Source organism: Flavobacterium sp. 9AF (assembly GCF_902506265.1).
GTDB lineage: Bacteria > Bacteroidota > Bacteroidia > Flavobacteriales > Flavobacteriaceae > Flavobacterium.
Genome location: NZ_LR733611.1, coordinates 1 through 21,791, shown reverse-complemented (window position 1 = coordinate 21,791; position 21,791 = coordinate 1). Strand labels below are relative to the sequence as shown.

Here is a 21,791-nt window from a genome sequence, read left to right as displayed (position 1 = left end):
CTCAATTTACTTGACAACCCCAAGGGATTTATTGAAAAAAACTTACTTTTTAATGATTTTTTTTGTTACAACTGCATTGTTTTCATCTTGAATTCGTACCATATAAATTCCAGAAACCAAACTTGATAAATTGATTTGATTTTTATTTGATTCTAGTACTTTCTGACCTTGTATATTATAAACCTCAACAGATTTTAAACTTGTTTGCAAATCCACGTTTAATATATCTTGAACTGGGTTTGGATACATTTTAACAGCTACTTCATTATGATTAAAATCGTTTGTAGACAACGTATTATTATTATATAGATTTGAAATTTGTGTTTGTGTTAATGGATAATTATAAATTTTTAAATCATCAATTGACCCATTAAATGTATTTGTAGCTCCCCAAATACTTGCTAAATAAAAGTAGTTATCGTCAAAAGAAGTAAATAAATTAAATGGTGCAGTTCCCATTAAAACGCCATTTTTATACATTTTCACCTCTACTCCATCATAAGTATATACTAAATGCATCCATGTGTTGATTGGATTGGATTCGTTAACCACAATAGAATTATTACCGTAACTATAGAAAGCCAATGTATTATTATTTATTTCAGATATAAAAGCAAGATCACTAAATATTCCACCATAACTAAACGGATAGTTTGCAAGAGTATTTGAATCAATTTTCGCCCAAAGAGAAACTGTTCTTGTTGAACCATCAATTGGTAAACCTGGAATTTGACCGTTAACCGTTGTGTTATTTACCACCAAAGCACTATTTGGATTATTATTTCTGTCGTTTCCAAAAGAAGTACCTGCACTCGATGCAAAAGCATTATTTCCTGAAAAATTAGTATAGACATTATCAAAGCTATATTCTGCTACAGTTTGTTTTGAACCTGTGGTAAAACTGTCCTCTGTAGTTGAAGATGTTCCTTCTGCATTGGTTACTTCTACTCTATAATAGTAAGTTGTATTCTCTAATAATCCATTGATAATTGTTCCATAATAACTATTTGGAGATATTCCAATTCCGTTTACCTGATTGGTTAAATTTCCAGATGAAGTACCATATTTTACAACCACATTTGAAATTGCAGAGCCATTACCATTTACGTTAGCATAAATTGTAGCATTTATTGCTGCAGGTTTTTTAGTTACTGTACTTATAATAGGTAATTGAGGTACTCCTAATGAATTGTAATTATATAAATTTGAGATTTCTGTAGCAGACAAAGGATAATTATAAATTTTCAAATCATCTATGGCACCGTTAAAAGAATCAACTCCTTGTATAGAAGTACCCAAATTAAATGTTATATCATTTGAGGTATTCCAAGATTTTACAGCATTAGTAACCAAAGCACCATCGATATAAATTGATGCCATTGTATTATTTTTATCATAAGTTACAACAACATGTTTCCATGTATTTGCTGCTAAACTTGTACCATGAGTCAAATCATTAGCCCAACCATAATTGTTTATAGAACTCGATGTAAATGAAAAACCATATGCTTGATTTGCTGCTGCAGATCCGTAGCTAAAAAGATAATTATCTGTTGAAAATGCGTACATTTTTATCCAAACTGATACGGAACGAGAATTATTTCCAATAGGCAAGTTATCTAAATAAGCTAGAGTTCCTGTATTATTTAATCTTAATGCTTTAGATGGGTTACCATTTCTATCATTTTCAAAAGTACCTAAAGCAACAAAACTTTCTGTAGCAGTAATATCATCATAATTATTATCAAAATCAAATTGATATACTAATACTGGAGGTGCTTCAAGGGTATTATAATTATATAAATTTAGAATTTGGGTAGTGTCTAATGCATAATTGTAAATTTTTAAATCATCTATAGCGCCATCAAAATTCATTTCTCCACCTACTCCAATACCTAATTTAAAAATATTGTTGTTATTAATTGTGTTCCAGCTTCTAGGCGCGCTACTTAACAATGTTCCATTTTTGTAAATTTTAACATTAGTTCCATCATAAACATAAGCAAAATAATACCAAGTATTTGCTACACTATTAGTGGAAGCAGCTAAATTATAACTTGTCCCATATCCAAAAGCTTCCGTCTGAGTAGCATTGAAAGACCCTCCACAAGCATTTGCTACTGAACCTAATCCGTAAGAAAACGTCATATTGTAAGGTGTTTGTACGGTATTTAATTTTGCCCAGAAAGAAACAGTTCTTGGAGAATTAGTATAAGGCAAACCCACCATAGTAGCTGTAGTTCCTGTGTTATTAATATTTAAAGCACTATTAAGATTCCCGTTTCTATCTGCAACAAAAGAAGTACCTGCATTTGAACTAAAAGGATTTGTTCCATCTATATTATTATAAGTATTATCAAAAGAATATTCTAATGCCCCTTGACTAAATTGAATTATAGAAATGTCGTCTATGTAAAAAACTACACCGCCACTTGATTTATTAATTTGAAATCTGAATCTAACTGTACTTCCAGCTGGTACTACTCCCTCAGCAATATTAGTCGTTAATAAGGTGCAGCTAGTGTTAAAGACAGAAGTATTTTTAGCCTCAATCCAATTCCCACTTGCATTAATTTCATAATAGATTCTCATAACCCCGACTAAAGTACCTGTAGATTTATAGTGACTAATGGATATATTTATTGGGTTACCATCAGAAACATAAGGGTTAGTACCAGGTGTAATTATCGTACCAACGGTATTACTATTTAAATCTGCATACAATGATTTACCATTACAACTTGAAAAGTTCCAAGGAGAAAAACCACTTACAGCCCAACCCGTTGGGTATCCAGATTCAAAGCCTTCTTGAACATTAATTTGTGCATTCGAAATGCTACAAAACAGTACAAATAAAAAAGAAAATAATTTTGTTCTCATACTTGTGTTTTTTAAATTTTTGGTAAAATTAGATTTCATTTTTAACTCAAAATGAATAAATTAACCAAACAGCAATTTGAGTTAACGAAAAGAAGATTTGTAAAAAATCATTTATTCATTAACTGAAACTAGATTTTCATTAACTCATTTTTTTCTGTTTAGATAATATCTTTACATTTGAATAAAATCTATTCTTGAAATATTATTATTACATATTCTTTCTATTTTGGTTCATACAAGAAATCTATGGCCAAAACCCATATTTTAATACTATAGATAAATCACAAGGTTTACTAACGAATAGTGTATATGACATGTTTCAAGATAAAGAAGATTTTATGTGGTTTGCGACAGATAAAGGTTTATGTCAATTTAATGGTTACACTTTTCAATATTTTGATCAAGAAGGAATGACTTCCAAAGCGGGAACTTGTATTCAGCAAGACTCTTTTGGAAGGGTATGGTATGAAAATTTTGATGGATATTTATATTTTGTTGAGAAAAACAAATTACACAAGCTCAAACAAAATAAATCTATAGGTTATTTTAAATTTGGCATCATTGATAATCAACTATACATTGTAAACGAAGGAGCTATTGATGTTTATGATTTAAAAACGCTCATATTTAAGAAGAAAATAGTTTTAAACACTAAAAACATACGATATCTTTTTTTTACTAATAATACCATTTATGTTTTTACAGATCAATTATTAGTAGTAAAAGACGATAAAATTTATCTACAAATTGAATATCCAGAAGATTTTTTAGCCAATTTCAATTCTATTCTCGTTGAGAAAACAAATAAAGGGCTCTTAATTGGTTCAAAATTTTCAAATTATTGTTATTTTTTTGAAAATAATCGCTTTACACGTAAAGAACTTCAACTTGAAAATACTATTTTACAAAATTTAAGTTGGTGTAACGAAAAAAACTGGCTTTGCACAACTACAGGAATAATTGAAATGGACAAAGAATCTGGTTTGAAACAGACTTACTTTAAAGGGACAAATATCTCTTACATTTATCAAACTAAAAACAATAATTTTTGGATTTCAACCCTAACAGATGGCCTCTATTATATTGAAGATTTTAACACCCAATTAATTAGTTCTAAAGAAAGTTTAACCTCTTTATGTTTTAAAAATGACCAACTTTTGATTGGTTCCAAAAATGATAAAATTATTACCTTACAAGATAATGAGTTAACTACTTTACACATTGGAAAAGACAATCATCAAATGGGCCAATTATTTTACAATCCATACAGTGATGAATTATTTTTCACATCATCTAAATTTGGCATTTTAAATTCAGATTTTAAACTAACCAACGAATTACCTATTGCAGTAAAAAGCATTTGTTCCATCGACAATAAATACTTAGGCTTTGCAGCTAGCAGTTCGTGCGGTATTTTTAAAACTAATTCATTAGAAAAAAGTGATTGGGATTTTGTTTACGATGCTTTTATTCAATTAAAAAACACCTCTTATAATAATATTATTTTTAATTCAAAAGGAAAATCAGTTGCTTATGACAGTATTCATAAGAAAATCTATTTTGCTACAAATAATGGATTGTTTTTTGTAGGGCAAAATGGTTTGCTTAATGAATTAAAATATAAAAATGCATCTATAAATATTACAAAACTTTCATTTAACAGAGGTAAGATGTATGCTTCTAATGGAGATTTGATTATATTTCAGATTGAAAAAAATAAAATTTCAGAAATTGAATTCCCCAAAAACATACAAAAAGAAAATGTAGAAAAAACATTTTTAAAAGATGGTTTTTTATACATAATTACCAATAAATATATTTTTGAGTATCAATTGAACTCTAAAAAGACCAAACAAATATTACATATTAATAACAATATCGAAGTAAATGATATTATACTAAAAAATAAATGTTATTACATCTCCACAAATAGAGGATTAATTATAAAAAAAGAAGAAAAATACAATCGTTCAAATCCTTTCTTTTCCATCACCTCATTATATGTTAATAATCAGTTTACAGAAGAAAGTAATTGGGAAAATTTAGCTTATAACGAGAATAATATCCAAATAAATTATCGTTTTTTATCACCTAGCCCTTTTGAAGAACATAATTTATTGTATAAAGTAAATGATTCCAAATGGCAAAAAGCAGATGTCCTTCATCCAGAATTAATACTCAACTCTTTAAACCATGGAAAATATGTCGTGGAGTTTATGTTGAATTCAGATTTTAAAAACACTACTAAAATTCATTTTACAATAAATCGCCCTTATTGGTTACAATTGCCTTTTATTCTGGTGGCAAGTTTCTTGTTTTTGGCCTCTATGTTTTGGTTATATCGAATTAACATAAAAAAAATAGAAAAAAGAAATCAACTTGCATTAGACAAAATCAATTTAGAAAAAAACGTAAATCAATCGAAATTAAAAGCAATCAAATCGCAAATGAATCCACATTTTTTTTATAATGCTTTAAATACTTTACAATCCTTTATTTTGTCAAATGAAAAACGTTTAGCCATTGATTATTTATCTAAATTTTCCAATTTAACCCGAACCATTTTAGAAATGACTGAAAAAGATTTCATTTCTATTGCAGACGAAGTCAAAACGTTGCAACTTTATTTAGACATTGAAAAAGGTCGTTTTGATGAAGATTTTAGTTATGAGTTTATAATCCCTAACAAAATAGACCAAGAAAGTATCAAAATACCTACTATGTTATTACAACCTTATGTTGAAAATGCTGTAAAACATGGCTTATTACACAAACAAGGTAACAAAAAAGTAATTATAGTTTTTGAAATCACTAATAATGAGTTATTAATTAAAATCGAAGATAATGGAATTGGTAGACAAAAAAGCAATGAATTAAATCGAATAAAAAATAAAAAGCACCAATCTTTTGCTACCCACGCACTGCAAAACAGAATCGATTTATTAAATGAATACAATCATAAAAATATTTCGTTAAAAATAATTGACAAACACAATCTACAAAATCAACCCATTGGTACATTAGTAGAAATTATAATACCATTAGAAACCCTATGAAGGCTATAGTTATAGATGATGAAAAAAGAGCTCGTTTAAATCTTATTCTTTTAATTGAAGAATATTGCAAAAATGTAGAAATAGTTGCCGAATGTGAAAATTTATCTAGTGGTGTAAAAGCTATTAGAAAATACAAACCCGATTTAGTCCTTCTAGATATTGAAATGCCAGGACATAGTGGTTTAGAGCTTCTAGATTTTTTTGATGAAAATGAAATCAATTTCAAAATTATTTTCACCACAGCTTATCAAGAATATGCCTTACAGGCATTTAAATTTTCTGCCATTGATTATTTATTAAAACCGATTAACCCCGAAGAATTAGCTCATGCCATTGCCCGAATTGAAAAGCAAAAAATTTCAAATCAAAATTATTCACTTTTAAAAGAAACTATTAGACAAGATACTTTACAACGTATAGCAGTACCTAGTGGAAATAGTATATTATTCATAGAAACAGATACCATTATGTATTTAAAAGGAGAAGGAGCTTATTCAGAAATAAGATGCATAAATGATATAAAATACATTGTAAGCCGGAATTTAAAAAATTTTGAAGACATTTTATGTAATAATCCTAACTTTATTAGAATACATAAGTCTCACATTGTGAATGTTAACTTCATTTCGGCTTACAATAAATCGGATGGAGGAAATGTTTTATTGAAAAATGGTTTGCAATTATCGATTACTGCTGATAAAGTACAAACCATTTTAGATCAAATTCAGATTGTGAAACGATAAAAAATTTTTATCTTTGCCACCATTCGGGATGTAGCGCAGCCTGGTAGCGTACTAGCATGGGGTGCTAGGGGTCGCTGGTTCGAATCCAGTCATCCCGACTTTTATTTTTCTTCTATAGAATAACCAACACTTTGTAAATCTTTCCAAAAATCTGGATATGATTTACTTACTACTTCTGCTTCTTCAATTATTATAGGAACTCGAAGTGCTAAAGGAGCAAATGCCATTGCCATTCTATGATCTTGATAAGTAGCAATTTTTATATTTTCTAAAGGATTTTTATTAGAATTTTTTAAATGCAATGATTCATTCGTAACAGAAATAGTTGCGCCTAATTTAATTAATTCGGCTTTCAATGCTTCTAATCTATCTGTTTCTTTAATTTTTAAAGTATGTAATCCATATAAATCACAACCAACACCTAATCCAAAGCAAGTTACCGCAATGGTTTGAGCAATATCGGGACAATCTTTTAAATTATGATTTAAAGGTAAAAGACTATGTTGTTTTACTTTTGAAATTGTAATTGTTTTATTCTCGTTAAAAATAGTTTCAACTCCAAAATTTTGATAAATTTCAGCCAAGACAGCATCACCTTGTAAACTATTTTTTTTATAACTAGCCAATGTAATTTGTGTGTTAATTTCAGACAAGGCTACAATCGAATACCAATAAGAAGCAGAACTCCAGTCGCTTTCAACAGTTAGTATTTGATTGACAACTTCTGCTTTTGGAAAAACTTTAATTTGATTCCCTTCAAAATGAGTTGTAACACCTAATTCATTCAACAAAGCTAATGTCATTTTTAAATAAGGAACTGAGGTAATTTCTCCTTCCAAAATGAGTTCTAAACCATTTGTTAGCTTAGGTGCGATTAATAATAAAGCCGAAATATATTGACTACTAACATCTGCTTTAAGAATCACTTTTTTAGCTGTTATGTTTTTTCCTTTTATCTTAATTGGAGGGAAACCTTCATTTTTTTGATAGACAACTTCTACGCCTAACTGTCTTAATGCATCAACCAAAATTTTAATAGGTCTTTCTTGCATTCTGTTGGAACCTGTTAAAATTACTTCGCTTGCTTCTTGTGTAGCAAAAAAAGCAGTTAGAAAACGCATGGCAGTGCCAGCATGATGAATATCGAAAAGTTGTTCCTTTACCAAATCTTGTCCTACAGAAGTGGATTGAAAATTATTAAGTACCGTTTTCATCACTTCAGAATCATCGGAATTAGATATATTTTCAACTGTTATGTTTGGATACAGGGCTTGTAAAAGTAACAACCTATTGGTTTCAGACTTTGAACCTGTAATTCTAATAGTTGCTTGTTGATTAACAACAGTTTTTTTTATAATTGCGTTCATAATTGAAAAAAGCTTAATGAGGATTAAAATAATATTCTATTTCAATTTTTCATTATTATGATGACGATCGTGATCCCGTTTTGTTTTTAAATCCATCTTTTTATCAAAAGCAGCTTGCAAATCAACACCTGTTTGGTTCGCTAAACATAAAACAACAAAAACAACATCTGCTAATTCTTCACCTAAATCTTTGTTTTTATCGGATTCTTTTTCAGATTGTTCCCCGTATCTTCTTGCTATAATTCTAGCTACTTCACCTACTTCCTCTGTTAGTTGAGCCATATTTGTCAATTCATTAAAATAACGAACTCCATGTTCTTTAATCCAATTATCAACTTCTAACTGTGCATTTTTAATATTCATTGTACTTTCTTTTTAAGAAAAATTCTTTCCTTATATTTTTCTGTAATTAGTTTATATAATTTTTTTAATTCGGAATACGATTCAGAAGGAACATAAAATTTACTTATTTCTTTTGTAACGGCTAATTGGATATCATTTCCAGATTGAGCAATTAAGTATTTAAAATTTCCGAAATTGTCATTCGTTTGGATATGAATATTTTGAGGTAAAAATTCTACCTCATACCTTTCGGGTATTTTTATTGAAATATTATATACCTTTTTAAAGGGGAAAGAAAAATCTACTGGATAATTTCTATTTTCTGCTTTAAAAGGATTTTCTTCCTCACCTAAAAACATCATAGGATTAAGAAAAATTTTGTCGCCCACAACTTCAACATCATTATCATGAGAAAAATCAAATGCCTCAGTAATAGGTCGCTTTAAATCTTTGAAATTTTCAAGGTTATATTCTAATATATTTAAACCTTTATGCTTGTTCTCCATTTCATCTAAGTATATCTCCCTAGAGAATTCGTTAAATTTATTACGAAACGACAATGAAAAGTAATCAGAAAAAGTCTTCCTCAACTTCCCAATTGTTTTTCCTTCATCAGTTATTTCGGCTCTTACACTAAAGGTTTCTTTTGAAATAGGAACATTTAGCAAATCGATTTCTTGAGAACTTCCTTCTTTTTTTACAGTCCTACCTTTCCAATTCAAAGCTCTAAGAGGAATTTGATTTATCACACTCTTTTTTTCAGTAGCATCCAAGTAAATAAGTTTGCCATCTATATTAACTACCGAAATTACATAGTTAAAAGCTGTTCTATTCGGAAATATAGCTATACCATTATTTCTTGTACTTAATAAAACTGGATCTGCTTTTAAACCAGCATATTGTAACATAGCTGTTAGCATTAAATTTATTTCTGCAACATTACCAGTCTGTAACTCATAAGCTTTAGATACACCCACATCAGTAAAAACACTAGCTTCTTTATTCCAAGACATTTTATTTTTTACAAAATTATAAATTGCTTCTACTTTATCTTGTGAATTGGTAATACCTAATAAAATATTATCTAAATCCTTTTCAAAATATTTTTTTAATTCTAACTGGGAACCAAAATTATCGTTCCCATAAATTGTTTTAAAGACATCTTCCCAAGTTACTGCATAATTTATAGTTGGACTATTTTTTAAAATAAGCGATACCAGTTCATATTTTAAGATGGAAGTATAATTTTCAATATGATTCACATATTCTTCTTCTTTGATTGCTGGAACATTTTTAGCCACATAAGTCACTTTATGCCTCATGTAATCATGCCCATTTATAGATTCCGATTTCTCTTCAACTTTTTCAAAGCCAGTTAATACACTTCGATAAACAAATATTGAAGGTATTGATATTTTATATTGAGAAAAATCTACAGGGATACTTTCTTGAAAATACCAGTCTCTTAAAAAGGTAATATTTGTTGAATTCAAAATATAAGAATATTCAATAATGCTTCCTTCTCTTACTTGTGGCATAACTATTTTTTTTAAGCTATAATCTTTATCAATATTCTCAATTAGTTTTCCATCAGAATTAAGCTCTGTTTTTTCTATTTCCCCATTTACTAAATTATATGTTACGGCATTTTTAAATCTTATCTTTTCGTCTTTTGCCCCGCCCACATAATAGTATAAAGCTTTATTGGCAAATTCAAAGCCTTCTTTTTTATAAATTTTAATCTTAAACTTTACTTCCGTTGAAACTGTCCAATTTGGACTTCCTAAAAAAAAATTTGTTTCTCCTATTTTAAAAAGTATAGCTGCAGATGCAGAAGAATCTTTAGGATGATTCTTTTGTTTAAGTTCATCTATAGTAACTTTCCCTAACTCATAATTCTGAGAGAATGTTACAGCAATAGTTGTAAAAAAAAACAGTATAAAACTTATTTTTTTTTTCATTTAATTAAGATTTCTTCTTTAAAATAATTTTGTCATTTTCTTTCTCCACTATTAATTTGAAGAAACCTTTTAATGCTGAATAGGCATTCGATGGAATATAGATACTATTAATATCTAAGTTAACTAATAGTTGAATATTATTATTAGTAACTGAAACAATGTATTTAAATGTAGCAAAATTATTCTCCATTGCTACATTTGTTCCTTCTGGCAGATATTCAACTTCATATCCTTCAGGAATTTTAATAGAGATCGCATAGGTATCTTTAAATGGAAAAGAGAAATCTACTGGATATTTTCTTTGATCTAATTTAAATGGATTCTCTTCTAATCCAAAAAACATCATAGGTTTCAAATAGATTTTATTCCCGATTATTTCAACATCATTTTCATGAGTAAAAGAATAGGTTTCTACAACTGGTTTAGATAAATCTTTTATATTATCTGATTTGTATTCCTCAATGTTGATTCCTTTATATCTGTTTTCTAATTTTTCCAAATAACTATCTTGAGAAACATTTGCATAATTATCTCTATAAACAAAAGAATTATAATCTGTTAATACTCTTCTAAGTTTTCCAGATATTTTTCCATCTTCTTGAATTTCAGATAAAATAGTAATATTATCTTTAGAAATCGGAACCTTTAAAAGGTCAATTTCATTTGAACTTCCTCTTTGTCTTATAATTCTACCTGTCCAATTTACCGCTCTTAAAGGAAGTAAATCTACTGTTGCGTTTTTATCAGTTGCATCTAACAAAACAACATCGTTTAAAACTTCAACTCCAGCAACTACATAATTATAAGCTGTTCTATTTGGGAACATTGCAATTCCATTTCTTCTTGTACTTAAGAGAATCGGATTGGCTTCAAAACCAGCATAACGCAACATAGCTACTAACATTAAATTAATATCTGCTACATTTCCTGTTTTTTCTTTGTATGCTTTTTTAACCCCTTTATCTGCAATTACACCATAATGCTCGTTCCAGGTCATTTTGTTTTTTACAAAATTATAAATAGCAGCAATCTTTTGATCACTAGAATTCAATCCTTCTAAAATGGTTTTCAAATCGTCTTCAAAATAAGATTTTGATTCTAATTCATTTCCAAAACCTTCATGCTCATAAATGCTTTTAACTACATCGTCCCAAGTAATTGCGAAATTTTTTATAGGAGAATTAGGATAACTTATAGAAGCTAATTCATATTTTAAAATAGAAGTATAATTATCGATATTTGTTACATACCCTTCTTCTTTTAAAGCAGGTACATTTTGTATTTTATAGATATATTTTTGTTGACCAAAATCTCCTGAAGATATGTATTCATCTTTTATATCTACATTTTCATACCCTGAAAAGACCGTTCTATATTTAAAATATTCTGGAATATAAACATTATACACTACATAATTCATGGGTATACTACCTTGAAAGTACCAATCCTCAAAACTTGTTATTGAAGGAGAATTAAGCATATATGAATATTCAATTATACTTCCTTCTTTTACTTGCGGCATTGTAATTTTTTTTACTTTCACATATTCATTTATCTCCTCTTTAAATTCACCATCTGATTTTAATTTCGTTTTTTCAATTTTTCCATCTACTAAGTTATATGTTATGGCATTCTTAAAATTTACAGTTTCATTTCTTTGTCCTCCCACATAATAGGAAACCGATTTATTGGCATAATCAAACCCTTCTTTTTTATAAATTTTAATTTTAAATTTTACTTCAGTAGAAACAGTCCATTGACCATCACTACTTAAACTAAATCTTGTTTCACCAGTTTTAAAAAGTACAGCAGCAGGAGCAGATGAGTCTATAGGATGACGAGCTTCTTTCAATTCTTCAATAGTAACTTCTCCTAGTTCATATTTTTGAGCTAACAAGAAATTACTAAAAAGGGCTAATACAGTAATGCTAAAATTCTTAAAACTCATCTTATTTATTTTTTAATTAATACTATTTTTAAATTATCGCACTTAGCAATTTGTTCTCTAAACTTTCTATATTCTTCGTATTGTTCCTTACTAAAGTTTCCTTTATTAATCGTTAAGTCTCTTTTATAAAACAATTTTCCATCAGTTTTTCTTTCAATTGTCATTTTATAATTACCAAATACCGTTTCTAAGTTAACCGATTCAGGTAAAAAATCTATTTCATAATTTTCAGGTAAAATAATTTCTATTTCATCAGAATCAAAATAACCTCTCCTAATTTCAAAATCATTTTTTCTATTTCGGTATTTATCAGGAATATTTTCATTCCTATTAAATACATTTAACACAAAATATATCGTATTAGCAGCTTTATTAGAATAATTAGTCGCAGTAAAATTAAATTGCTCTACTAGCTCTACTGGTTCAAGATTATTTTTAATATCTAACTTTTCAATTTTTAAATTATTAACCCAACTCAATCTATTTTTATAAGATCTATGTAATTCTCTTTCATCATTTATTCTTGATAAAAAAGCCTTCTGATCATATTGAATACCTCCCGATTTAATTTCTGCTTGTGCTTTTAAATTTCCATCAGAATCAATTGAAAAGTTTCCGTTAGTCATTTGATAATTTGCCTTAGTCTCAAATTCATTGGTTTTAATAATAAAACCACCCTCTGGTTTTATCATTAAGGCATAACGATCATCGGTAAAATCGCCACCAAAAGCAAAAGGATTGGTTTGACTTGTACATTCTAAAAAATAATTTTTATCTTCTTGAGGTATCGTTAAAATAACGTGATCTCCTTGATAAGAAACAAAATCTTTTTTTATATTTTCTTTTTCCGAACCAGAATAAATTACAGTATAATAAGACTTTACCCCTACATTATCTAATAAAACTCTTGTATAATTAGTTAATGCTTTACAATCTCCGTAACCTAATCTATCCACATCTTTGGCTAACATGGGTTTCCAACCCCCTATTCCTAGTTGAATACTTACATATCTCGTTTTGTTCTGAACATATTTATAAATAATTTTTGCTTTTTCAATTGGGCTAACTATGCCTTTTGTCAAATCATTTATTTTCTTTATTGTTTCTTGGTTTAATTCAGTATCTGTATTAATTAGTTTATCATAATATACTTTTCCAAAATCTTCCCAAGTTTTACCTACTCCATCTACACCTTCTAAAGAAAACTTTTCAAGTCCAAAAATTACATTAGGAACAATCGTTTTAAAATCGGGTGAATAATCCTCAGGTTTTAAAGGTTCTACATTTTCTATAATATAGGATAACTGATTCGTTTTTTCGTTTTTCACAATATTATAACTATTAAAGTTTTGTTCTTTGTATTTAAAACCTAAATCTGTAGGATATAAAATAGTAAATTCGGATTTTTGAACACTTTCGTAGTAATCGTCAATTGGAAACCAAGAAGGTAAAAATGCTGTGTTGATACTTTCCGTTTCACTTTCAAAAACTATCGTGAAAGGATATTGTGTAGGAGTATAATCTAAGTATAAAATACGATTATCTGATAAAATTGAAAATCCGTCAGCTACACTATGATCAATGAAATCTTTTCTTTTTATTTTTTTAATTTCTTTTCCAAAACTGTCATAAATAATGGCTTCAATAGCATTTATTTTTTCAGATTTACTATAGTATTCTTTAGCATCTACATTTTTCATCCCGTATTCATTCAAAACAGTAATTATTTTTTTTGTTTTCAACTTATATGAAGTCTGAGATTTAATTGTTACTTCTTTGCTTTGATATCTTACCACACTATTTGCTTTTTCTTTTAGCTCTTTAGGAATAAGCAAAGAATTTAATTCTTCTTGACTAAAAACTGATACACTTAAAATTAGAAAAAAGAGTATTTTAATTTTCATTTTATTCTTTATTTTTACTATCGATTATGATGGTTACTGGTCCATCATTAATTAAACCAATTTTCATATCAGCGCCAAATTGTCCTGTTTGAATTTCCTTACCTAAATCATTTTGAAGACAATTTACAAATTTCTCATATATAGGGATTGCAATTTCTGGCTTAGCTGCTTTTATATAACTAGGTCTATTCCCTTTTTTTGTAGCAGCATGTAAAGTAAATTGGCTAACAACAATAATATTACCTTTACATTCTTTTACAGATAAATTCATTACCTCATTTTCATCGGGAAAAATTCTTAAATTGACTATCTTAGAAGAAAGCCATTGAATATCTTCATCTTTATCTTCTGCCTCAATACCCACTAAAATCAGCAACCCTGAATTAATTTTTGCCACACATTTTTGTTCAATAACTACTGATGCTTCTGAAACTCTTTGAATAACAACACGCATATAAGATTATGATTTTCTAGTTTCGTCGCTTGCTTTTCGGTCTTCTGCATAATCATCCATTCTATAATGTTCTTCATCTCCTTCCAGTATTTGTAAATAACTCCTATATCGACTCCAAGAAACCTCGTCTTTTTCAAGCGCCTCTTTTACTGCACAATGAGGTTCTTCTTTATGCAAACAATTATTGAATTTACAATTTTCTTTTAGAGCAAAAAACTCAGGAAAATAATCTCCAATTTCTTGCTTATCCATATCAACTACTCCAAATCCTCTTATTCCTGGAGTATCAATAATTTGTGCTCCAAAAGACAAATCAAACATTTCAGCAAAAGTAGTAGTATGCTGTCCTTGTGCGTGGGACTCAGAAATTTGTTTAGTTTTTAAATTGAGTGAAGGTTCAATCGCATTTACCAATGTTGACTTGCCTACACCTGAATGCCCTGAAAACATTGATACTTTATTTATCATTCGTTTCTTTAGCTCTTCAATGCCTTTATTTTCTTTAGCAGAAATTCTTAAACATTGGTAACCTATAGTTTCGTATGTATATTGCAAGAATAATTGTTCGTCTAAAGATGACTCATTAAAGGTATCTATTTTATTAAATATTAAGACAGCTTCTATCCCATATGCTTCAGCTGTTACTAAAAAACGATCGATAAAACTTGTAGTTGTAGGAGGATTATTTATTGTAATTAGTAAAAAAACGATATCAATATTTGAAGCTATAATATGGGTTTGTTTTGAAAGGTTCACTGATTTACGCACTATGTAATTCTTTCTATCATGAATAGCAGTAATAACACCTGTGGTCTCATCGGTTGTATTTTCAATATGATAATCTACTTTATCTCCCACAGCAATTGGATTGGTACTTTTTATTCCTTTAATACGAAATTTACCTTTTATACGGCATTCTAAAAAACCACCATCTGCTTTTTTTATGGTATACCAACTGCCTGTAGATTTATAAACGATTCCAGTCATGCAAAATTTAGAAGTTAAAGTAACAAAGTCTAAAAAATATTTTTCATTATCAAATTAATGATTTTTACAAATATACTATTAATTAGAAAAAATATAGGATAAAAAAAGGCTGTCTTTTGAGACAGCCTTAAATTATAATAAAATTGTTTTATTAATATTTATACGCCACTCCTTTTTTAATAGCTTGTGATCCACCTAAAGCATTAGAGTTAGCTCCAACAGTAGTTTTATCAGCAGTTAATAAAATAAAAGGGCAACCTTGAACAGCAGCATCCATTTTTAGTTTTTTCTCAGCTTTTTTATCCCCTGTATTTCCAGTTTGGAAATTGATTAAACCTGTTTTCCCTCTTACTTCTCCTGCTTTTTTCAAACCTGCGATATAAGCTTTATCTTCAAGAATAACTACTTTTTCCCAATCTTTTTCACTGTTAATAACAATTTTTTCGGTTATTTCTTCTTCACGTCCACTTGCTCCATATACAATTCTTTCAATTGCATATTTACCAATTGTGTTCTCAGCTTCTTCTCCATTATACACAAATACAATTGTATATTCTTCCACTCTTTTTACTTTACCTTCTACCACTTCTCCACTGTGCTTGTAAATCTTGTCTGATTGAGCATTTGCCACAAAACCAACGAATAAAACTGCTAATAAAATAATTTTCTTCATTTTTTAAATTTTTTTGTTAATATTATTTAACGCAATATTACAACTATTATGCCAAAAAAAAATTATTTTTTAATTATTCACAACTTTTTCTTGATGATTGATACTTTCTTGGTGGATTGCTTTAAACATTTGCATCACAAATTCGTTACTCAATCCTTTTTCTTCACCTTCTAGAATCATTTTTCCCAATATTTCATTCCAACGTTTATTTTGAAGAATAGCCACATTTTTTTCTTTTTTAAGTTCTCCAATTTTATCAGCTACTTTCATTCTATTCCCTAAAATCTCAAGTAATTTACCGTCAAATTCATCTATTTGAGCTCTTAACTTTGCCATTTTTTGATTGAATTCACTTTCATCATCTGAAACTTTTCTTACTCTTAGATCAACAAACATTTTCTTTAATGTATCTGGTGTAACTTGTTGTGCTGCATCGCTCCAAGCATTATCAGGATCAATATGAGTTTCAATAATTAAACCATCATAATTCAAATCTAAAGCTTGCTGAGAAACTTCTTGAATCATATCTCTTTTACCTGTAATATGGGATGGGTCGCAAATAAGTGGTAAATCAGGAAATTTGTTTTGCAACTCAATTGCTATTTGCCATTCTGGGTTGTTTCTATATTTTGTTTTATCATATGTAGAGAAACCTCTGTGTATTACTCCTAACTTTTTAATATTCGCATTATAAAGTCTTTCAAGTCCTCCAATCCAAAGTGCTAAATCTGGATTAACTGGATTTTTCAATAATACAATTTTATCCGTTCCTTCTAAAGCGTCAGCTACTTCTTGAACCGCAAAAGGATTTACAGTTGTTCTAGCACCAATCCATAGAATATCTATATCATGCTCCAAGGCCAATTTTACATGAGCTGCAGTTGCTACTTCTGTAGCCATTAATAAACCTGTTTCCGATTTTGCTTTTTGCAACCATTTTAATCCAATGGCACCTACGCCCTCAAAACCTCCAGGTCGTGTTCTTGGTTTCCAAATTCCAGCTCTAAAAATTGACACATCAGAATCTTTCAACTCGTGAGCAATTTTTAACACTTGGTCTTCCGTTTCTGCACTACATGGTCCTGCAATTACTAATGGATGATCTAGTTTAAAATCATCTAACCATGTTCTTAATTCTTTTTTATTTTCCATAATTTTACATAATTTGTAAGAAGAAACAGATATAAACTATTTAAACTTACCTTACTTTAATATTTGTTTTATTCTATTTGTTTCACTTAATGTTTTAAAAACTTCTTTGTAATTGTCTTGTTCTAATAAATCTTTGAAAATATTTAGATTTGTAATATATTCAGATAATGACTTAATGACTTGTTCTTTGTTTTGTTCAAAAATAGGTGTCCACATGGCTGGAGAACTTTTTGCTAATCTTACAGTACTTTCAAAACCACTTCCAGCCATATCAAAAATATCTCTTTCATTTTTCTCTTCTTCGATTACTGTTTTGCCTAGCATAAATGAACTAATATGAGACAAGTGTGACATGTAAGCGATATGTTTGTCGTGAGAAAAAGGGTCCATATATCGAATACGCATTCCTATTTGCTTGAATAACTCCAAGGCTTTCTCTTGAAAAACAAAAGCCGTTTTCTCTACTTCACAAATAATATTGGTACGCTCCACAAACAAGCCTTTCATTGCTGCTTGGGGGCCGGAAAATTCGGTTCCTGCAATAGGATGTGCTGCAATAAAATTTCTTCTATTTGAATGATTTCTTAGCTCTTCACAAATTTTATTTTTAGTAGAACCCACATCAAAAACAATGGCATTGCTATTAATTTTATCTAATACCTGTACTAAAACTGCAATACTTTTATCTACTGGAACAGCAACAATTACCCAATGAGCATCTATTAAATCTTCTTCAGTCCCTATTTCGTCAATAATCCCTAATTCTTTTGCTTTTAATACATGTTCTTCATTCGCATCTATTCCAAAGATTACTGTGTTATTTCTGTTTGCCTTGATATCTAAGGATAGTGAACCTCCTATCAATCCAAGTCCTATAATTACAAATTTTTCTACCTCCTTTTCCATTATATTCGATGTATTGCTTCTTTGATTTTTTCTTCAGTAACACACAATGAAAAACGGATATAACCTTCTCCTTGGCTTCCAAAAATAGTTCCTGGTGTTACAAAAAGGCTTTTTTCATATAATAATTGATCTATAAATATCTCTGAAGAATATTCATTTGGCAGTTTTGCCCAAACGAACATTCCAACTTGATTTCGATTAACAGCTACTCCTAATTTATCACAAAGTAAAAAAATCAATTCTCTTCTATTTCTATATTCAGAATTCAAACTATCAAACCAATCTTTTCCTAATTTTAAGGCTTCTATAGCTCCTTTTTGGATACCAAAAAACATACCGCTATCCATATTACTTTTGACTTTTAAAATTGAAGCTATGTTGATTGCATTTCCAATAACCATTCCCACACGCCATCCTGCCATATTATATGTTTTACTTAAAGAATTTAACTCTATAGCTATATCTTTTGCTCCTTCCACTTGAAGAATTGACAACGGATTATCATTCAATATGGCACTATACGGGTTATCATTTACAATCAAAATATGATGTTTTTTCCCAAATGCAATTAGTTTTTCAAATAATTCTAAACTAGCTTGTGCGCCTGTTGGCATATGAGGATAACAAACCCACATTAATTTCACATGAGATAAATCTTGTTTTTCTAATGCATCAAAATCGGGATACCAAAGATTTTCTTCTTTCAAATCATACAACAAGGTTTTAGCTCCAACAAGATTGCAGACTGATTGATAGGTTGGATAACCTGGATTAGGAACTAAAACAGCATCTCCTTCATTCAAAAAAGCCATAGCAATATGCATAATACCTTCTTTAGAACCCATTAATGGTAAAATTTCAGAAGTGGAATCAATACTAACATTGAAATTATTAGCATAATAATCACAAAACCCTTTTCGTAAATCGGGCAAGCCTTGATAACTTTGATACATATGTGCATTAGGTTCTAAAAGCGCAACCTGAATAGCTTCAATAACAGAAGCATGCGGTTTTAAATCAGGACTTCCAATTCCCATATTTATTATCGGTTTCCCTTCCGATAGTAATTGGTTTACTTCTTTCAGTTTTCTTGAAAAATAGTATTCTTCTACGGTTTTTAATCTGTTTGCAGTTGTTATCATTGTTTTCCTTGTTTGTATTCACCTAAAACTTTAAAATGGGTTGTCATAATTTCCAAAAGCTTTTTTGCTTTTTCATAATGCTTGTACTTTTCAAAAACTACATCAACAAAAAAGGCATATTGAAAAGGAGTTTCTATAATAGGTAGTGATTGTATTTTAGTTAAATTTAATTTGCAATTATTCATTACATTCAACACAGTTGCTAAACTTCCAGGTGTATCGTCTAATTCAAATTTAAAAGAAGCTTTGTTTATTTCTTCTTTATCTAATTCTTTCTTTTTTGTTTTTACTATAACAAAACGAGTTTTATTACTTTTAATAGTATGAATTCCAGAAGCTAAAATTTCTAAATCATACATTTCTGCAGCTATAGGTGCAGCAACAGCACCAATGCCTAACAAATTTTGTTTTTGAATTCGATAAGCAGTTTCTGCTGTATCAATGCTCTCAACTAATTTGATATGAGGAAACTGATTAAAGAAAACTTCGCATTGTAACAAAGCGATAGGATGCGAATGTACTTCTTTTATATCCTGAATTGTTTGTCCTTTCAAAGCCATTAGATTCATATGTATATCCAAATAATATTCGCCAATAATATATAATTCATTTTTATCTATTAAGGCATAATTTGGTAATATTGAACCCGCTATTGAATTTTCCAAAGCCATTACTCCTTTATCTGAATGAGCTGTTTTTAAACTCTTTACTACATCATTAAAAGAATTACATTCATCCAAACTTATTGCATCGCCAAAATAACGATTAGCTACCTGATGATGAAAAGAACCCTTTATTCCTTGTATTGCAATTTTTAAATTCATAATTGTTGTAAACAAAAAAATCCCGATTTGCATCGGGATTGTATTTTATATTGTATAATTTATTTTTATTTAATTTATAGCATAACAATCCCTTATTTCTCTCCAGAAATAATAATAAGAATTGTTAAAATAAAATGTAGTTGTTTGTAACATTTTTTTGCTATGTTTCGAAGTGGCTAATATATAAAAAAAAACTTTCCAAAATACTTTTTCAAAAAAAATATTTTTAATTAAAAAACTTTATTTTTGCTAAAACTTATATCTATTATGTCTATTGAGGTTGTGAACATCTCTAAAAGTTATGGAGAGCAAAAAGCACTTGATCAAATTTCTTTTTCTATAAAAAAAGGTGAAATTGTTGGCTTTTTAGGACCAAATGGTGCTGGAAAATCGACTTTAATGAAAATTCTTACCACCTTTATTACTGCAGATGAAGGAAATGGAAAGGTTAATGGCTTTGATGTTACAACCGAAGTGAAAGCAGTACAAAAATCTGTTGGATACCTACCTGAACACAACCCTTTATATTTAGATTTATATATAAGAGAATATTTATCCTTTAATGCTGATATATATAAAGTAACTCGTCAACGTATAGAAGAAGTAATTCAATTAACAGGACTTACTCCTGAAAGCAATAAAAAAATAAGTCAACTATCTAAAGGGTATAGACAAAGAGTGGGACTCGCTTGTGCTTTACTTCACGACCCTGACGTATTAATTTTAGATGAACCTACTACAGGTTTAGACCCGAATCAGTTAGTAGAAATACGAGATTTAATAAAAAATATAGGCAAAGACAAAACTGTTTTCTTATCTACTCATATAATGCAAGAAGTGGAAGCTATTTGTGAAAGAGTAATCATTATAAACAATGGTAAAATTATTGAAGACAAAAATTTAACAACTCTCGTTAAAGAGCAAATACACCAAATAATAAATATTGAGTTTGATCAACCAATTCTTAAAGAAGAATTAATTTTTCAAAATTTAAAATCCATAACAAGTTATAGTGATTCCGCTTATGAACTTCATTTTGAATCTGAAAGAGACATGAGACCACTTCTATTTGATTTTGCAAATGAAAAGGAATTAAAAATTCTTCAACTCAGCTTAAAAAATAAAAACTTAGAACAAATTTTTAGAGAAAAAACTACTAAAAAATAGCTAAACTTCTACAATATCATTCATTATATCTAATTTAGAATTGGTTTTGTATTTTGTGTTAATAGAATTAGCATATTTATTTTTATAAGAATCGTATCTGGACTCAAAAACTTTCAAAAGCGACTTCACACATTCTTTATCTAAATTACTGCTTTTAAATAGTTCTTCTGAAAGACATAACTGTTTTTGTTTTTTTATTTTTGGGTAATCAAAATTATTTATCTTATAATTAGAATAAACATTACCATTTTCTAAAAAGAGACTTTTTACCTTTCCTTTATCTTC

17 protein-coding genes and 1 tRNA gene are annotated in these 21,791 nt (G+C 28.9%); 4 read left to right on the top strand and 14 right to left on the bottom strand.

Annotated features, from left to right (window positions below):
* Positions 1-42 precede the first annotated feature (42 nt).
* Entirely contained in the window at positions 43-2,880 is a 2,838-nt protein-coding gene (locus HALO113_RS17595) for a LamG-like jellyroll fold domain-containing protein (RefSeq protein WP_159780449.1), read from the bottom strand.
* 194 nt (positions 2,881-3,074) lie between these two features.
* Between HALO113_RS17595 and HALO113_RS17590 the strand changes: the two genes are divergently transcribed.
* The 3 genes from HALO113_RS17590 to HALO113_RS17580 all read left to right on the top strand — a co-directional run bounded on the left by HALO113_RS17590 (position 3,075) and on the right by HALO113_RS17580 (position 6,777).
* On the top strand, positions 3,075-5,936 hold the full coding sequence (locus HALO113_RS17590) for a histidine kinase (protein WP_159780448.1): 2,862 nt from the start codon (positions 3,075-3,077) through the stop codon (positions 5,934-5,936).
* Positions 5,933-6,679 (top strand): LytTR family DNA-binding domain-containing protein, encoded by a 747-nt coding sequence (locus tag HALO113_RS17585; protein WP_159780447.1) that lies wholly within the window; start codon positions 5,933-5,935, stop codon positions 6,677-6,679. The genes HALO113_RS17590 and HALO113_RS17585 overlap by 4 nt, the downstream gene beginning before the upstream one ends.
* A 24-nt stretch (positions 6,680-6,703) precedes the next feature.
* A tRNA-Pro gene (locus HALO113_RS17580) sits at positions 6,704-6,777 on the top strand.
* 3 nt (positions 6,778-6,780) lie between these two features.
* Here the strand turns inward: HALO113_RS17580 and aroA are convergent.
* From aroA to HALO113_RS17520, 12 genes are all read right to left on the bottom strand, one after another.
* Positions 6,781-8,046: a 3-phosphoshikimate 1-carboxyvinyltransferase gene (gene aroA / locus HALO113_RS17575; protein ID WP_159780446.1), complete on the bottom strand. Its 1,266-nt coding sequence runs from the start codon at positions 8,044-8,046 to the stop codon at positions 6,781-6,783.
* Positions 8,047-8,082: 36 nt separating this feature from the next.
* Positions 8,083-8,409, bottom strand: coding sequence for a nucleotide pyrophosphohydrolase (locus HALO113_RS17570; protein ID WP_159780445.1), 327 nt, complete (start codon positions 8,407-8,409; stop codon positions 8,083-8,085).
* Positions 8,406-10,349, bottom strand: a complete 1,944-nt coding sequence (locus tag HALO113_RS17565) for a DUF3857 domain-containing protein (RefSeq protein ID WP_159780444.1) — start codon at positions 10,347-10,349, stop codon at positions 8,406-8,408. Before HALO113_RS17565 ends, HALO113_RS17570 begins: the two co-directional genes overlap by 4 nt.
* A gap of 4 nt (positions 10,350-10,353) precedes the next feature.
* Complete coding sequence (locus HALO113_RS17560; RefSeq protein WP_159780443.1) at positions 10,354-12,297, bottom strand: DUF3857 domain-containing protein; 1,944 nt, start codon at positions 12,295-12,297, stop codon at positions 10,354-10,356.
* A 5-nt stretch (positions 12,298-12,302) separates the two neighbouring features.
* Positions 12,303-14,201 (bottom strand): DUF3857 domain-containing transglutaminase family protein, encoded by a 1,899-nt coding sequence (locus HALO113_RS17555; RefSeq protein WP_159780442.1) that lies wholly within the window; start codon positions 14,199-14,201, stop codon positions 12,303-12,305.
* Between the two features lies 1 nt (position 14,202).
* Positions 14,203-14,655, bottom strand: a complete 453-nt coding sequence (gene dtd, locus HALO113_RS17550; RefSeq protein ID WP_159780441.1) for a D-aminoacyl-tRNA deacylase — start codon at positions 14,653-14,655, stop codon at positions 14,203-14,205.
* A gap of 6 nt (positions 14,656-14,661) precedes the next feature.
* On the bottom strand, positions 14,662-15,642 hold the full coding sequence (gene rsgA, locus HALO113_RS17545) for a ribosome small subunit-dependent GTPase A (RefSeq protein ID WP_159780440.1): 981 nt from the start codon (positions 15,640-15,642) through the stop codon (positions 14,662-14,664).
* Between the two features lie 151 nt (positions 15,643-15,793).
* Entirely contained in the window at positions 15,794-16,315 is a 522-nt protein-coding gene (locus HALO113_RS17540; protein ID WP_159780439.1) for a hypothetical protein, read from the bottom strand.
* 69 nt (positions 16,316-16,384) lie between these two features.
* Complete coding sequence (locus HALO113_RS17535; RefSeq protein WP_159780438.1) at positions 16,385-17,467, bottom strand: bifunctional 3-deoxy-7-phosphoheptulonate synthase/chorismate mutase type II; 1,083 nt, start codon at positions 17,465-17,467, stop codon at positions 16,385-16,387.
* Positions 17,468-17,518: 51 nt separating this feature from the next.
* Positions 17,519-18,373, bottom strand: a complete 855-nt coding sequence (locus tag HALO113_RS17530; RefSeq protein ID WP_159780437.1) for a prephenate dehydrogenase — start codon at positions 18,371-18,373, stop codon at positions 17,519-17,521.
* Positions 18,373-19,515, bottom strand: a complete 1,143-nt coding sequence (locus HALO113_RS17525) for a pyridoxal phosphate-dependent aminotransferase (protein WP_159780436.1) — start codon at positions 19,513-19,515, stop codon at positions 18,373-18,375. The genes HALO113_RS17530 and HALO113_RS17525 overlap by 1 nt, the downstream gene beginning before the upstream one ends.
* Positions 19,512-20,339 carry a prephenate dehydratase gene (locus HALO113_RS17520; protein WP_159780435.1) on the bottom strand — a complete coding sequence of 276 codons (828 nt, stop codon included), beginning with the start codon at positions 20,337-20,339 and terminating at the stop codon, positions 19,512-19,514. Before HALO113_RS17520 ends, HALO113_RS17525 begins: the two co-directional genes overlap by 4 nt.
* A gap of 267 nt (positions 20,340-20,606) precedes the next feature.
* On the opposite strand from HALO113_RS17520, the gene gldA reads away from it, so the two are divergent.
* Entirely contained in the window at positions 20,607-21,506 is a 900-nt protein-coding gene (gene gldA / locus HALO113_RS17515; RefSeq protein ID WP_159780434.1) for a gliding motility-associated ABC transporter ATP-binding subunit GldA, read from the top strand.
* Here the strand turns inward: gldA and HALO113_RS17510 are convergent.
* Positions 21,507-21,791: hypothetical protein (locus tag HALO113_RS17510; RefSeq protein WP_159780433.1), on the bottom strand; the 285-nt coding region annotated here is incomplete at its 5' end.

Coding starts and splice junctions, on each gene's coding strand:
- rsgA (WP_159780440.1), bottom strand. CDS start 15,642: ATGACTGGAATCGTTTATAAATCTACAGGCAGTTGGTATACCATAAAA.
- HALO113_RS17595 (WP_159780449.1), bottom strand. CDS start 2,880: ATGAGAACAAAATTATTTTCTTTTTTATTTGTACTGTTTTGTAGCATT.
- HALO113_RS17570 (WP_159780445.1), bottom strand. CDS start 8,409: ATGAATATTAAAAATGCACAGTTAGAAGTTGATAATTGGATTAAAGAA.
- aroA (WP_159780446.1), bottom strand. CDS start 8,046: ATGAACGCAATTATAAAAAAAACTGTTGTTAATCAACAAGCAACTATT.
- HALO113_RS17565 (WP_159780444.1), bottom strand. CDS start 10,349: ATGAAAAAAAAAATAAGTTTTATACTGTTTTTTTTTACAACTATTGCT.
- HALO113_RS17560 (WP_159780443.1), bottom strand. CDS start 12,297: ATGAGTTTTAAGAATTTTAGCATTACTGTATTAGCCCTTTTTAGTAAT.
- HALO113_RS17520 (WP_159780435.1), bottom strand. CDS start 20,339: ATGAATTTAAAAATTGCAATACAAGGAATAAAGGGTTCTTTTCATCAT.
- HALO113_RS17540 (WP_159780439.1), bottom strand. CDS start 16,315: ATGAAGAAAATTATTTTATTAGCAGTTTTATTCGTTGGTTTTGTGGCA.
- HALO113_RS17530 (WP_159780437.1), bottom strand. CDS start 18,373: ATGGAAAAGGAGGTAGAAAAATTTGTAATTATAGGACTTGGATTGATA.
- gldA (WP_159780434.1), top strand. CDS start 20,607: ATGTCTATTGAGGTTGTGAACATCTCTAAAAGTTATGGAGAGCAAAAA.
- HALO113_RS17525 (WP_159780436.1), bottom strand. CDS start 19,515: ATGATAACAACTGCAAACAGATTAAAAACCGTAGAAGAATACTATTTT.
- dtd (WP_159780441.1), bottom strand. CDS start 14,655: ATGCGTGTTGTTATTCAAAGAGTTTCAGAAGCATCAGTAGTTATTGAA.
- HALO113_RS17585 (WP_159780447.1), top strand. CDS start 5,933: ATGAAGGCTATAGTTATAGATGATGAAAAAAGAGCTCGTTTAAATCTT.
- HALO113_RS17535 (WP_159780438.1), bottom strand. CDS start 17,467: ATGGAAAATAAAAAAGAATTAAGAACATGGTTAGATGATTTTAAACTA.
- HALO113_RS17555 (WP_159780442.1), bottom strand. CDS start 14,201: ATGAAAATTAAAATACTCTTTTTTCTAATTTTAAGTGTATCAGTTTTT.